Origin of the sequence: Brevundimonas sp. Root1279 (assembly GCF_001425945.1) — a bacterium.
Classification (GTDB): Bacteria; Pseudomonadota; Alphaproteobacteria; order Caulobacterales; family Caulobacteraceae; genus Brevundimonas.
Genome location: NZ_LMEB01000004.1, coordinates 494,797 through 507,699 on the forward strand (window position 1 = coordinate 494,797; position 12,903 = coordinate 507,699).

Below are 12,903 nucleotides of genomic sequence, written 5' to 3' on the forward strand. Positions count from 1 at the left end.
GCCCAGGCGACGTAGGGAGGGGAACCGCCTCCCGGACCGAACCCGGCCTTAGTTGAACAGGCCCGCGATGACCGCGGTGATCAGACCGCCGGCGACCGCAGCCAAAACCACGTCATTGCCGCTGCGGACATACTGGTAGCCGTGCGGCGGCTGGCGCAGGCCATAGCGGCCGTAGTCGCGAACCACATACTGGTTCGACCGGTAGTAGGACGGCATCCGCTGGCCGTACGACCACTGGCGGGTCTGGTAGCCGCGCGGGGCGTAGTAGCGGCTCGGCGCATTGTATCGGCGCTCGGCGCGCTGCCAGCGGGCGTAGCTGCGCTGATCCTGGCGGTACTCGCGACGGTCGTCGCGGGCGTCCTGGCGGTGCTCGCGACGGTCGTCGCGGGCGTCCTGGCGGTGCTCGCGTCGATCCTCGCGGGCATCCTGACGATGCTCGCGACGGTCATCGCGGTCGTCACGACGGTCCTGACGGTCGTGGCGCTGTTCGTAGCCGCCGCGCGATTGCGCCTCGGCGGCGGAGGCCACGCCCAGCGAGGTCATCGCGATCGTGGCGGCGAGGGCGGCGGTGAGAGCCTTTTTCATGAGAGTCATTCTCCAGATGCGGTCGATTGATCTCGACTTGCCCGCAATCTGGTCCCTGGCCCTTGAGCTGGGTCTGAACGGCTCTGCTCACCCGCCGTTCAGAACGGCGCCGCTTTTTGAACGTCAGTATTGCGCAGCCGTCAGGCCGCCGCGGCTTCCTGGTCCGTCTCGACCAGCGAACGCACGCCGGCCCGGCCCGCGCCGACGCGGTTCATCACCGTCGCGAGGGCGGCGAAATCGATGGGCTTGTTGAGGTAGGCGTCCGCCCCGGCCTCGAGACCGGCCTCGTGATCCTCAGTGCGAGCCGAGGCCGACAGGACGACGATCGGAGTGTCGCTGTTGACGCCGCCGCCGGCGCGGATGCCGCGTGTCGCGGTCAGGCCGTCCATCACGGGCATGTTCACGTCCATGATGATCAGGTCGAAGCGCTGCTCCGCCGCCATCTCGATCGCGATCTGGCCGTTCTCGGCGGTGGCCGAGGTGTGCCCGGCCGAGCCCATCCAGGCTTCCAGGATCATGCGGTTGACCGGGTGGTCCTCGACCACCAGCACATTCAGGGCGCGGCCATCCTCGATTGCGGCGACGATCGGAGCCGCAGCCTCCTCGCGGGTCCACTCGACCACCTCGGCCTCGACCCGGAAGGTGAAGGTCGAGCCCTTGCCCACAGTCGATTCGACGGTGATGCCGCCGCCCATGATATTGGCCATGCGCTGCGAGATGGTCAGGCCCAGGCCCGTGCCGCCGAAGCGACGCGTCGACGAGGCGTCCACCTGGGTGAAGGGCTGGAACAGGCGCGCCAGATCCTCGGGCGCAATGCCGGCGCCGGAATCGGTGACGGCGAACTCGAAGCACACCCGGTCATCCGACACGCGCTGCGACCGAACCGTGTAGGTGACCTCGCCTCCGTCGGTGAACTTCACCGCATTGGACAGCAGGTTGTGGATCACCTGGCAGACGCGCAGCGGATCGCCGCGCACGACCGACGGGGCCTCGCCTTCGAAGCGGGCGTTGAAGGTCAGACCCTTGGCCTCGGCCTGGGCCTGGAAGGGACCGGTGACCCGCTTGTGCAGGTCGTCCACGGCGACATCGACCACCTCGAAGGTCATCTTGCCCGCCTCGATCTTGGTCATGTCGAGGATGTCGTTCAGCAGGCTGAGCAGATTGTCGCCCGAGTTGCGGATGATCGACAGGTACTCGCGCTGGGTCGGCTCCAGCCGGGTCGCGCCGAGCAACTGGGCGGCGCCCAGGACGCCGTTCATCGGCGTGCGCAGTTCGTGAGAGATGACCCCCAGGAAGCTTGACTTGGCCTCGCTGGCGGCGTTGGCCCGGTCGCGCGCGGCCTCCAGCTCTTCGATCAGGTGGGACTGGTGTTCCTGGAAGGCGCGAATGCGCTCTTCGCGCAGCATGGTCATCAGCACCAGCACGACCAGGCCGGCGGCGGTGAACGGAACCACGGCCAGGAAGGGCCAGAACAGGTCCGAGCCCCAGAGCGAGCCGGCGATGACCGTCGCGGCGAGGCTGTAGGGCGAAGAAATTACGACAGCCTGCTTGGGCGAGCTGCGCAGCTGGGCGAACACCAGCACATAGCCCGAGACCAGCAGGGTCATGGCCAGCGGCTGGCCGAAGGGGTGACCCGAGAACCAGGCCAGCAAGGGCGCGGTGGCCCAGGCGGCGGTGGTGGCGGTGGCGACGGCCGGGAAGACCAGACCCCAGCCCGCGCCGACGCGCTCGCTGATCCGCTTCTCGACAGCGCCGCGCACGGCGCCGGCGAGGATGGTGCCGAAGAACCAGACGGTGGCGGCGATCGGACCGACGACGGCCAGCAGGCCCACGGCCCAGCAGGCGATGATCATATAGCGCAGGTACTGGGTCTGCAGGATCGCGCGCAGCGCCTGTGCGGCTTCGCCGGCGCGCGGCTCGCCCACCACTGGCTTGCTGATCCCGTCGGATTCCACCATGCGCAGAAGCTCCCTCTCAACCCGCCGCGAACGCTAGGGACAAGAGCCTAAGACGAAGTGAACACTGACGCTTTCATGACAAACAACGTTATTTCACGGCTTCGGCGGGGGTCAGGGCGCGAATCGACAGGGCGTGCACCGGGCCCGCGAGCTCGTCGCGCAACAGCGTGTTGACGGCGCGCTGGCGCTGCACCCGTCCCTGCCCTTCGAAGGCCGCTGCGACGACGACGATGTTGAAGTGACTTTCGCCGCCAGGCTTGGCGTCCATGCCGCCTTCGTGGTGGTGGCCGGCGTGCCGGGCGCTGTCGTCTTCGATCTCCAGACGCTCCGGAGACAGCCCGGTTGTGAGTTTTTCGCGAATAATCGTCGCGATCGGGCCTTCCGGCATGCGCTTGTCCTTGTTGGCGTCCAATTCGACCCTACACTTCGGGCGATGTCTTCTGCGTTTCAATACAAGCCGCGATTCAAGGATATGCGGATCAAGCCGCCCCGCCCCGAAGAGGAGGCGGCGGAGGCCGACGTCCTGCACCTGAAGCCCGGCGAGAAACCCTGCCAGTGGCCCGACTGCCGCCAGGCCGCCACGGCCCGGGCGCCGAAGTCGCGCGAGCAGCTGCACGAGTTCTACGACTTCTGTCAGCGCCACGCCGGCGAGTACAACAAGGGCTGGAATTTCTACGCCGGCATGACCGAGGGCGAGGTCCGCGCCGCCAAGGAAAACGAAGCCATGACCGGCGGCCGGCCCACGTGGGAGATGAAGGCCGGCAAGTTCACGCGCGAGGCCGCGGCCTTCGCCGCCAAGGTCGGCACGGCCAACAACACCGGAACCGGCTCGTGGCGCGACAGCTTCGGCCTGTTCGGACGCCGGACCAGCGAGCCCGCGCCGGGCGAGGTCGAGGGCCTGCGCCTCGGCAAGCTGGAGCGCACCGCCCTGGCCGACCTGGACCTCGACGTCCGCACCGACAAGAAGGCGATCAAGGTCCGCTACCACGAGCTCCTGAAGCGCTTCCACCCGGACCACAATGCGGGCGACCGCGGCGCCGAAGCCAAGCTCCAGCGCGTTATCAAGGCCTACAAGACGCTCAAGAAGGCGGGACTGGCCTAACCCGCGAAGCGGGCGTCCGTTCGAGGGCCGCTTCGCGGCCGGTAGGTTGGTCGCAAAGAACACGAAGAAGGCACGAAGGGCGCAGCGGGACCGGCGCACTTGGCGCAAGTCCCTTCGTGTCCTTTGTGATCCCTTTGTGCCCTTCGTGACGAACCAGCACCGTCAAACTCATCCCCCGCTTCGCGGGAAGCGCTCACTAGCGTTCGGCGCGCCCGGGCCTATCTCCAGGGCTCCCACCACAGGAGCCTCGCCATGGAAGTCCTCTACCGCGCCCACGCCACCGCCTCCGGAGGCGGCCGCGACGAAGGCCGTTCGGCCACCGACGACGGCAAGATCGACGTCCGCCTGTCCGTTCCGACCGAGATGGGCGGCAAGGGCGGCGACGGCACCAATCCCGAGCAACTGTTCGCCACCGGCTACGCCGCCTGCTACCTCGGCGCCCTGCGGCTGGTCAGCGGCAAGGCGGGCACGCCCGTCGGTCCCGACACCAAGGTCACGGCCGGCATCGGCTTCGGCAAGAACACCCGCGGCGAGGGCTTCAACCTCGACGTCGACCTGACGATCAGCGACCACGGCCTTGACCAGGCCGTCATCGACGACCTGATCCAGAAGGCCCACCAGGTCTGCCCCTACTCCAACGCCACCCGCGGCAACGTCGATGTGGCGCTGAAGGCGGTCTAGTCCAGCGTCGTCCGGTACCGGAGCATCGCGAGGGTCCCGACGACCAGGACGAACAGGGCCAGGGCGAACAGGCTTCCGCCGGCGTTCTCAAGCCCGACGCCCTTGAGCAGCGATCCCCGCACCACCCGCAGGAAGTGGGTGACGGGGATCGCCGTGCCGATCGCCTGCGCCCACTCCGGCATGCCCCGGAAGGGGAACATGAAGCCCGACAGCAGGATCGACGGCAACATGTAGAAGAAGCTCATCTGCATGGCCTGCAACTGGGTCTTGGCCACCGTCGAGATCAGGAAGCCGAGCGCCAACGAGCCGATGATGAACAACATCAGCCCGGCCGCCAGCGCCAGCCAACCGCCGCTCATCGGCACGCTGAACAGCACCCGCGCCATGACCAGGATCACGCAGGCCTGCAGCAGCCCGACCAGCACATAGGGCGCCAGCTTGCCGACCATGACCTCCAGCGGTCGGACCGGCGTAGCCAGCAGGCTCTCCATCGTGCCCCGCTCGCGCTCCCGCGCCATGCCCAGCGAGGTCATCATCACCAGGGTCATCGACAGGATCACCCCCAGCAGGCCCGGCACGATGTTGTAGGCGGTGATGGCCTCGGGATTGTAGCGGCGGTGGACCACCACTTCGAACGGCTGGCCGCCCGGGGCCCGGCTGGCCAGCGGTCCGGTCAGCTCGCGGCTCAGCGCCTGGGCCGGCAGGTTGGCGATGGCGGCCACGGCGCCCGAGGTCGCCGAGGGATCGGTGGCGTCGGCCTCGACCAGGATCTGGGCCGCGTCGCCGCGCACCACCCGCCGGGTGAAGTCGGCCGGGATGACCACCGCGAACTGCACCTCGCCCCGCGCCAGCGCGCGGTCCAGCTCAGCCTGGCTGCGCGCCTGCAGGGTGATGTCGAAATAGCCGCTGTTCGACATGGCCGTCAGGATCGAGCGCGAGAAGCCGCCATTGTCCTGCACAAGCACCGCCGTCGGCAGGTGCCGCGGGTCGTCGTTGATGGCGTAGCCGAACAGCAGCAACTGCACGATCGGCAGCATCAGGATCATGGCGTAGGTCAGCCGATCCCGCGTCAGCTGGACGAACTCCTTGGCCATCACGGCCCAGGTGCGGGTCAGCGAGAGCATCAGGCCGCTCGCGCCTTCTCGGCGTTGATGTCGTGGATCAGCTGGATGAACACGTCCTCCAGCGTCGGCTCCGTCTCGCTCCACACCAGCGGCGGCTTGCGATAGGGGCCGATGGCCGCCTCCAGCGCCGCCCGGTCACGGCCGGAGACGTGCAGCACCGTCCCGAACGGCGCGGCCATCTCGACCCCGGGCTTGTCGCGCAGCTCGCGCGACAGCCGGTCCGCACCCGGCCCCTCGGCATGAAAGGTGACCAGGCCGGAGGCGGCGATGACCTCGTCCGCCGTGCCGCGCGCCAGGGTCCGGCCGCCGGCGATATAGGCGATCTCGTGACAGCGCTCGGCCTCGTCCATGTAGTGGGTCGAGACCAGGACGGTCATGCCCTCGGCCGCCATGGCGTGGATCTCGTCCCAGAAGGTGCGGCGCGCCTCCGGATCCACACCCGCGGTCGGCTCGTCGAGCAGCAGCAGGTCCGGCTCGTGCAGGGTCGCGGCGGCCAGGGCCAGCCGTTGCTTCCAGCCGCCCGACAACGTCCCCGCCAGCTGCGCCCGACTCGCCGTCAGACCCAGCCGCTCCAGCGCCGCATCGACCCGCTCCCGGCGGCGGTCCAGCTCGTGCACCCGGGCCGTGAAGGTCAGGTTCTGCTCGATCGACAGGTCTTCATAGAGCGAGAATTTCTGCGTCATGTAACCGACCCGCTGCTTGATCAGCCGCGACTGCTTCATGACGTCAAAGCCCAGCACCTCGCCCTCGCCGCTGTCCGGCGTCAGCAGGCCGCAGAGCATGCGCAGGGTCGTGGTCTTGCCGGCGCCGTTCGGTCCCAGGAAGCCGCAGATGCGCCCGCGGTCGACGGTGATGCCGAAGTCCTTCACCGCATGCAGAGCGCCGAACGACTTGTTCAGCCCCCTGACGTCAATCACATGGTCGGGCGCAGTCATCTGGCGGCCAGCGGCATCACATCCACCGGCAGGCCGGGGTTCAGCCGGGCGGCGTTCTGCGGCTCGGCCTCCACGCGATAAACCAGCCGATCGCGGCTGCCCTTGCTGTAGAGCACCGGCGGCGTGAACTCGGGCCGCGGGCTGACCCAGGTGATCCGGGCCGCCCCCTCCCCTTCGCAGCCGTCGCAGCGGAAGCGGACCGTCTGGCCGGGCCGATAGCGGGCCATCTCGGCCTGCGGCACGAAGAAGACCAGCGTGATCTCGTCGTCGGGCAGCAGGGCCAGGACGGGAGCGTTGGCCGCGGCCCATTCGCCCGGACGGTAGAAGACCTCCTCCACCCGTGCAGCGCGGGGCGCCGCCGGGGCCAGCTGGCCGAGGCGGGCCTCAGCCTCGTTCAGCCCGCCGGCGGCCTGGGCCGCCTGCTGCTCGGCCTGCGAGATGGCGTCCTCGCGCGCGCCCAGCTCGGCCACCTCGCGGCGGCGGCGCACGGCGGCGGTCTGGGCGCGGGCGGAGTCGCGGGCCGCCTTGACCTGGTCCAACCGCGCCGGGGCGTAGATGCCCTGGCGCACCAGCGGCTCGATGCGGCCGAACTCGGCCTCGGCCTCGTGCTGGCTAGCCAGGGCGGCGTTCAACTCGGCGTCGAACACGGCCAGCTCCTGGGCCCGATCGCCCTTGCGCAGGTCCTCGGTGCGGGCCTGGGCCGCGCCGACGGCGGCGGCGGCGCTGGCGGCCTGGGCGCGCTGGATCTGCGGATCGATCAGGAAGGTGCGCCCGCCGGCCGCAACCCGCTCGCCCTCGCGGACGTACAGCTGCACCACCGCGCCGGATACGGGCGCGGCCAGATAGACCCGGTCGCCCTCGATATAGCCGGTCAGGGTCCGCGCCTCGCCGTCGCGGAAGAACAGAAGCCAGGCCAGAAGACCGATGACGGCGAGCGCGCCGATCGCCAGGACGAGCCGCAACGGCGGATGCTTCATGGCCGCATCCCCGTCAGGACGGTGTCGAGATGCTGTTCCGCCAGAGCGACCACGTCGATCGGCTGGGCCCCGACCGGTTCAAAGGTCTCGCGCCATACCATGGACAGCACCATCGGTCCCATGATCCCGAAGGCGAACAGGCGCGGATCGCCGGCCCGCACCTCGCCCCGCTTCTGCGCCTCGGCGATCAGCCCGCTCATCAGGCCGATGCCGGGCTCGACCACGGTCTCGTGCCAGATCGCCGCCAATTCCGGGTGGTTGCGGCTTTCGGCTATGACCAGCTTGACCACGCCGGTGATACGCCGGTCGCTGATGATCTTGGCCGCCAGCATGCGCAGGCCGATGCGCACCGCCTGGTCGAAATGCACATCCGCCGAGACCATGGCGTGCACGCGCTCCAGGTTCGGCACGATGGCGTCGGCGACCACGGCCCGGAACAGGTCGGCCTTGGTCTCGAAATACAGATACAGCGCGCCCTTCGAGACGCCGGCCCGCTGGGCCACCTCCTCCAGCCGGGCGCTGTGGAAGCCCCGCTCGGCGAAGACCTCAAGGGCGGCGGCGAGGATTTCTGCGGGGCGGTCGGCCGGACGGCGGCGGAATTTTGGTTCGCCGGCGGGGAGCATGGCTTCACCTCTAATAACTGACCGGTCAGTTATTACGCTCACAGAGGGCGTTTGTGAAGCGCCGTTCTTCCGCAAGCCTCATGCGCGACGCTGGACCCCGCCTCTGCGGTTTTCTAATGGAGGCGTATGACCGCCTTGCTCGACGCCTCCCCCGACTCCCTGCTGACGCTGGAACCGCACCGCAAGGTGACCGTGCGCGAGGCCTTCGGGATCGATTCCGACATGGTCGTGCCCGCCTTCAACGAGCGCGACAGCCACGTCCCGGACATCGACGAGGCCTACCGCTTCGACCCGCAGACGACCCTGGCCATCTGCGCCGGCTTCGCCTTCGACCGCCGCGTCATGGTCCAGGGCTATCACGGCACCGGCAAGTCGACGCACATCGAGCAGGTCGCCGCCCGCCTCAACTGGCCCATGGTCCGCGTCAACCTCGACGCCCACGTCAGCCGCATCGACCTGGTCGGCAAGGACGCCATCGTCCTCAAGGACGGCAAGCAGATCACCGAGTTCCGCGAGGGCATGCTGCCCTGGGCGCTACAGCGCCCGGTCGCCCTGGTGTTCGACGAATACGACGCCGGCCGCCCGGACGTGATGTTCGTCATCCAGCGCGTGCTCGAAGCCCAGGGCCGCCTGACCCTGCTGGACCAGAACCGGGTCATCCGCCCGAACAAGTGGTTCCGCCTGTTCTCGACCACCAACACCATCGGTCTGGGCGACACCTCGGGCCTGTATCACGGCACGCAGCAGATCAATCAGGGCCAGATGGACCGCTGGTCGATCGTGACCACGCTCAACTACCTGGACCACGACGTCGAGGCCGAGATCGTCGTCGCCAAGGCGCCCGAGTGGAGCTCCGCAGAGGGCAAGCGCGCCATCGCCGCCATGGTCCGGGTCGCCGACATGACCCGCAACGCCTTCATGAACGGCGACATCTCCACCGTCATGAGTCCCCGCACCGTCATCACCTGGGCCCAGAACGCCACCATCTTCGGCGGCGACATCGGCCTCGCCTTCCGCCTGACCTTCCTCAACAAGTGCGACGAACTGGAGCGCCCGACCATCGCGGAGTTCTATCAGCGCGCGTTCGGGGAAGATCTCCCGGAAGCGGCGACGCGGGTGAAGGTGGGGTGATGATTTCGAGTGTGTTGGCTGCGTTTCTGGCCCTGATCCTTCCGCAAGAGGCCGCCGCCGAGCGGCTGCCTCGCCCCTCCGACGAAGCGCTCCTGGCCGCTGTGCAGGCGGAAGTCCCCGGTGCGCGCATCGTGTCGAGCGAATTCCACGACACGCCGCGCGGCGGCGCCCGTGATGGCTGCGGCCTGTTCGAGGTGAACGGGCAGATTGAACCCTTTCACATCATGACCGCCTGGCAGGACGCGAAACCTGAGCGGATCCCACCGATCAGGATCGAAGTTCGTGGCGAGGACGGCGTCATGCGGCCTGCGTCCACAGTGCCGCTTCCCGCCGAGCCTGCGCACTGGAAATCCTACATCCACGCGCCGGTACTGGTCGATGCGGGTGCAGACGGCATCGATCGTCGGGATCGAAACCGGATGATCAGCGACCGTTGGATGGCGCTGAGCTCTTGCAGGTCGCTTGTCGCCCCGGAGGGCACGACCTGGGTGACGGAGCTTGAGCCCCATCCCGATCCCGCTCGCCAGCGCCGCGCCGAAGAGCAGGCCAAGGCGCTGACCGATATGCTCTTCGGGCCGCGCTAGGTCGTGCTGGGGCTCGGTCTGATCGCCCTGGCCGCCGTCCTGGTGCAGACGTCGACAGACGTCCGCCCTCCGCGCCCGACGGACGAGCAGATGTTCGCCGAACTGCGGGTCGAGCGCCCGACGGCCCGGATTCTCTCCCAGTCGTCCTTGAACGGGGGACTCGGATCACGCCAAGTCTGCGGCCTAATGGACATCGACGGCGCCATCGAACCCTTCTCCCTTATGACGTACTGGCAGGACGCCGAGCCGTCCCGCATCATCATTGCAGGCTTTCCGCCCTCTGAGGCGAAGCCGGCCGAATGGCGGATTTCCGCGAACGGTCCGCGTGCGGCTGACTGGGATGGAGACGGCCAGGTCAAAGTCCTCGACCGGAACATGAACTCCAACTATCGCAGGATGGCGCTGGCCTTGTGCCAGGACCGTAATGCGATCACTCCGCCCGAAGGCGTGAACTGGGTTCTGACATCCGAGCCGGATCCGGATCGCCGGCGAGGCCCGCGGCCGGGCTACGAGCACATTCCGCCGCTTCCGATTCCGCCCGTACCTGCGCCCTCGAAATCGGACTAGGATGTTTGCGGCCTAGAGGCCCCATTCCGCCAAGCCCCCTCGGCCATCCCGCGCACGGTCTCCCGCAGGTCCGCCGGCCAGCCCTCGACCGCCGCGTCGAACGCCGTCCAGTCGCCCGCGAACAGCATGCGCACCGCCTCCTCGTAGCCAGCCAGATCACCGGCCACGGCCGTCATGAACCGATAGGTCGCGTCCTTGGCCTTCCGCGCCCGGTCCGGGCCCCCGGCCTCCTTCAGCGCCGCCTCGACCAGCTTGCGCAGCGCCACCGAAGCGCCGCCCGGCTGGGAGGCCAGCCAGTCCCAGTGGCGCGGCAGCAGGGTCACCTCGCGCGCCGTGACCCCCAGCTTCGGCCGCCCCGGTCCGCGCTTCTCGGGCTCCGGCGGCGCCGCCAGCCGCGCCACAACCTCGCCGACCGTCCCGCGCAGGTCCCAGTCGATCACCTTGCCCGTCGCCGCGTCGAAGCTCAGGGCGTCCCGCCCCGCCTCAGCCGCCGCCTTGACCGCCGCCACGACCTCGGCGGCCGGGCCGCGGGCGAGCAGGCGGTCGTCCTCAAAGGCGAAGACAGGATGATCAGCGGCGACGGACATGGCGGAGCTCCTCGAAGACGGAGCGGATTTACCCGGACGAAAATGGCGAGTCAATATTGCCCGGATAAAAGATGGTCTGAGGCGCAGGGACCAGGCGTCAAGGAGAACGAAACGCTGCATCCGGGCCACGCTCGGCCGCCCCTGGTCCCTAATCCCTCGTCCCGGGCCCCTTCGTCGGAACCGCCACCTCCCCTTCGCGCTTGGCAGGGAGCCTCCCCGGCTCGCATCACCAGAGAAGAAGTAGCGCAATGACTGACCAACGTATCGAAGGCCTCGCCACCCAGACCGAAGGCCAGGTCCAGAACGGCCTCGGCAAGCTCACCGGCGACACCAAGCTGCAGCTCGAGGGCAAGTTCAACGAGGTGAAGGGCAAGGCCGTGGAAGGCTACGGCCGCGTCATCGACGGCGTCGAAAAGCTCGTCGACAAGGCCCCGGCCCAGTACCAGGAGCACGCGCGCAAGGGCGTCGACTTCGCCCGCCGCAAACCCCTGCTGACCACCGGCATCGTGGCCGGCGTCGCCGTGCTGCTGGCCGGCCTCGGCCGTCGCCGCTGATCAGCCGTTGTCGGCGGCCAGGCTGAACAGCCGGGCGATCTCCGCATCGACCTGACCCGGCTCGTCCAGCTCGACCACCGAGACCAGCCGCTCGGACCAGCTCTCCTTGCGCACCGCAGGGCTGAGCCGGTCCGACGCCGTCGCGTCCAGCTTGAGCCCGAGCAGCGCCCGCCCGCCCTTCAGCGGCCGCGCCGCCGCGAACTGCACCGCCCGCGAGAACGGTGTGTAGCCCTTGCGCTGACCCTGCACGACGCCGTCGACCCCGCCGGCGACACGCTCTAGCGCCTCCAGCACCGCCAGCGACGCCGGGTCCTTCCAAAGCGCCGCGCGCAGCCCTTCCGGATCGTCCCAGCCCAGCCCTTGGCCCTGGGGCGCGCAGGCGTCGAGGATGTGGGAGCCGTGGTTCTGGCCGATCCCGTGCTCGGCCTTCAGCCAGGCCAGCCGGGCGCGGTGCGCGGTCTCCGGGCAGGCCCTCATGATCTGGACCCAGGCCTCGATCGGCTTGCCGGTCTGCGCCTCGAAATTGGCCTGGACCGTCGCGAACCACTTCTTCTGGCGCTCGGTCATCCCCGCGGTCGACATCTCACCCTCCCGACAGCCACCTGGCGAGGTTTGTCATGTACCGCTGCGTCTGGCGCAAGGCCTCGGGGTCGCGGAGCATGCCGTCGCCGGGCGCCTCGCTGACGAAGCTGGGGCAGCCGTCGCGCGGGTCCCAATTGTAGTCGGCGAAATGGTGGAAGGTGCTCTGCGCCAGTCCCCGCCCCTGCCCCGCGCCGCCCTCGAAGGCCACGGCGAGGTTGAACGGTCGGCCCGTGACCGTGCTGGCGCCGGTGGCGATCACCCGCGCCTCGCCCACGCCCGCCGGCGCCCCGACCCCGCCCTCGTGTGGATGGGCCGGCAGGCGGTCCAGCGCCCGGCCGTCCTCATCGCGCAGCAGCGGATGCACTTCGCCCACGACCTGCACCGGCTGCCAGTCGCCGTTCGAGCCCGAGTGGTAGTTGGGAAAATCGATATAGCCCGTCTCCACGTCGTCCCGGCAGTTGCGGTCGGGGTCTGGATCCAGGCTGCTGGAGTGGAAATAGTGGGCCTCGCCCACCCCGCCGACCGAACAGACCGAAGAGCCGAGGTCCATGTGGTCGCGGGTGATCATCACCCCGCCGCCGCGGGCGCGAAACGCCCCGATGGCGGCGCACTCCTCGGCGTTCAGACCGTCGCCGACATCGACCGCGAACAGCCACAGCTGGTCGAAGTCGCTGGCCGCCAGGCCGCCAAGCACCGGATCGGTCTGGCCGCCCGGAACCGCCCGGTCGCGCGCCGTCACCTCGGCGTCGGGCAGGCTCGCAAGGTGCGCCGTCAGGCGCGAGAACCGGCCGATATGCCAGTCGTCCTCGACGAAGGGGATGGTGGTCTGCAGCAGGATCCTGGGCATCGCGTCCTCCAGCCTGAACTCAACCGCTGCTCTCGCGCCACGGCAAGAGCAGACAGCAAAAGGCCG

16 protein-coding genes are annotated in these 12,903 nt (G+C 69.0%); 6 read left to right on the forward strand and 10 right to left on the reverse strand.

Annotated features, from left to right (window positions below):
• Positions 1 to 48: 48 nt before the first annotated feature.
• The 3 genes from ASC65_RS05155 to ASC65_RS05165 form a co-directional block, all read right to left on the reverse strand.
• Positions 49 to 585, reverse strand: a complete 537-nt coding sequence (locus ASC65_RS05155) for an RcnB family protein (protein WP_056450122.1) — start codon at positions 583 to 585, stop codon at positions 49 to 51.
• Between the two features lie 140 nt (positions 586 to 725).
• Positions 726 to 2,543 carry an ATP-binding protein gene (locus ASC65_RS05160; RefSeq protein ID WP_056450123.1) on the reverse strand — a complete coding sequence of 606 codons (1,818 nt, stop codon included), beginning with the start codon at positions 2,541 to 2,543 and terminating at the stop codon, positions 726 to 728.
• Between the two features lie 88 nt (positions 2,544 to 2,631).
• Positions 2,632 to 2,931 carry a BolA family protein gene (locus tag ASC65_RS05165; RefSeq protein WP_056450485.1) on the reverse strand — a complete coding sequence of 100 codons (300 nt, stop codon included), beginning with the start codon at positions 2,929 to 2,931 and terminating at the stop codon, positions 2,632 to 2,634.
• 45 nt (positions 2,932 to 2,976) lie between these two features.
• On the opposite strand from ASC65_RS05165, the gene ASC65_RS05170 reads away from it, so the two are divergent.
• Both ASC65_RS05170 and ASC65_RS05175 read left to right on the forward strand, forming a co-directional pair.
• Positions 2,977 to 3,645: a J domain-containing protein gene (locus ASC65_RS05170; RefSeq protein ID WP_056450125.1), complete on the forward strand. Its 669-nt coding sequence runs from the start codon at positions 2,977 to 2,979 to the stop codon at positions 3,643 to 3,645.
• 252 nt (positions 3,646 to 3,897) lie between these two features.
• Positions 3,898 to 4,326 carry an organic hydroperoxide resistance protein gene (locus ASC65_RS05175; protein WP_056450127.1) on the forward strand — a complete coding sequence of 143 codons (429 nt, stop codon included), beginning with the start codon at positions 3,898 to 3,900 and terminating at the stop codon, positions 4,324 to 4,326.
• On the opposite strand, the gene ASC65_RS05180 is transcribed toward ASC65_RS05175, so the two are convergent.
• Genes ASC65_RS05180 through ASC65_RS05195 form a run of 4 tightly spaced genes read right to left on the reverse strand, consistent with a single transcriptional unit; the run spans position 4,323 to position 7,985 of the window.
• On the reverse strand, positions 4,323 to 5,450 hold the full coding sequence (locus ASC65_RS05180) for an ABC transporter permease (protein WP_056450129.1): 1,128 nt from the start codon (positions 5,448 to 5,450) through the stop codon (positions 4,323 to 4,325). The two genes, ASC65_RS05175 and ASC65_RS05180, sit on opposite strands and share 4 nt — an antisense overlap.
• A complete protein-coding gene (locus ASC65_RS05185) occupies positions 5,450 to 6,385 on the reverse strand; it encodes an ABC transporter ATP-binding protein (protein ID WP_056450131.1) in 936 nt (311 codons plus the stop codon). Before ASC65_RS05185 ends, ASC65_RS05180 begins: the two co-directional genes overlap by 1 nt.
• Complete coding sequence (locus ASC65_RS05190; protein WP_056450133.1) at positions 6,382 to 7,362, reverse strand: HlyD family secretion protein; 981 nt, start codon at positions 7,360 to 7,362, stop codon at positions 6,382 to 6,384. The genes ASC65_RS05185 and ASC65_RS05190 overlap by 4 nt, the downstream gene beginning before the upstream one ends.
• Positions 7,359 to 7,985, reverse strand: coding sequence for a TetR/AcrR family transcriptional regulator (locus ASC65_RS05195; RefSeq protein WP_056450135.1), 627 nt, complete (start codon positions 7,983 to 7,985; stop codon positions 7,359 to 7,361). Before ASC65_RS05195 ends, ASC65_RS05190 begins: the two co-directional genes overlap by 4 nt.
• Positions 7,986 to 8,111: 126 nt before the next feature.
• Between ASC65_RS05195 and cobS the strand changes: the two genes are divergently transcribed.
• The 3 genes from cobS to ASC65_RS05210 all read left to right on the forward strand — a co-directional run bounded on the left by cobS (position 8,112) and on the right by ASC65_RS05210 (position 10,267).
• A complete protein-coding gene (gene cobS / locus ASC65_RS05200; protein WP_056450137.1) occupies positions 8,112 to 9,116 on the forward strand; it encodes a cobaltochelatase subunit CobS in 1,005 nt (334 codons plus the stop codon).
• A complete protein-coding gene (locus tag ASC65_RS05205; protein WP_056450139.1) occupies positions 9,116 to 9,700 on the forward strand; it encodes a hypothetical protein in 585 nt (194 codons plus the stop codon). Before cobS ends, ASC65_RS05205 begins: the two co-directional genes overlap by 1 nt.
• 90 nt (positions 9,701 to 9,790) lie before the next feature.
• Complete coding sequence (locus ASC65_RS05210) at positions 9,791 to 10,267, forward strand: hypothetical protein (protein ID WP_156459556.1); 477 nt, start codon at positions 9,791 to 9,793, stop codon at positions 10,265 to 10,267.
• Here ASC65_RS05210 and ASC65_RS05215 read toward each other — a convergent pair.
• Complete coding sequence (locus ASC65_RS05215) at positions 10,264 to 10,854, reverse strand: DUF2239 family protein (protein ID WP_056450143.1); 591 nt, start codon at positions 10,852 to 10,854, stop codon at positions 10,264 to 10,266. The two genes, ASC65_RS05210 and ASC65_RS05215, sit on opposite strands and share 4 nt — an antisense overlap.
• Before the next feature lie 248 nt (positions 10,855 to 11,102).
• Between ASC65_RS05215 and ASC65_RS05220 the strand changes: the two genes are divergently transcribed.
• The gene (locus ASC65_RS05220; RefSeq protein ID WP_056450145.1) at positions 11,103 to 11,408 is read left to right on the forward strand and encodes a CsbD family protein; all 306 of its coding nucleotides are present in this window, start codon (positions 11,103 to 11,105) and stop codon (positions 11,406 to 11,408) included.
• Here ASC65_RS05220 and ASC65_RS05225 read toward each other — a convergent pair whose 3' ends face one another.
• Together ASC65_RS05225 and ASC65_RS05230 are read right to left on the reverse strand one after the other, a co-directional pair.
• Positions 11,409 to 11,990, reverse strand: a complete 582-nt coding sequence (locus ASC65_RS05225) for a DUF4287 domain-containing protein (protein ID WP_056450147.1) — start codon at positions 11,988 to 11,990, stop codon at positions 11,409 to 11,411.
• Between the two features lies 1 nt (position 11,991).
• Positions 11,992 to 12,837, reverse strand: a complete 846-nt coding sequence (locus ASC65_RS05230) for a hypothetical protein (RefSeq protein WP_056450149.1) — start codon at positions 12,835 to 12,837, stop codon at positions 11,992 to 11,994.
• Positions 12,838 to 12,903 lie beyond the last annotated feature (66 nt).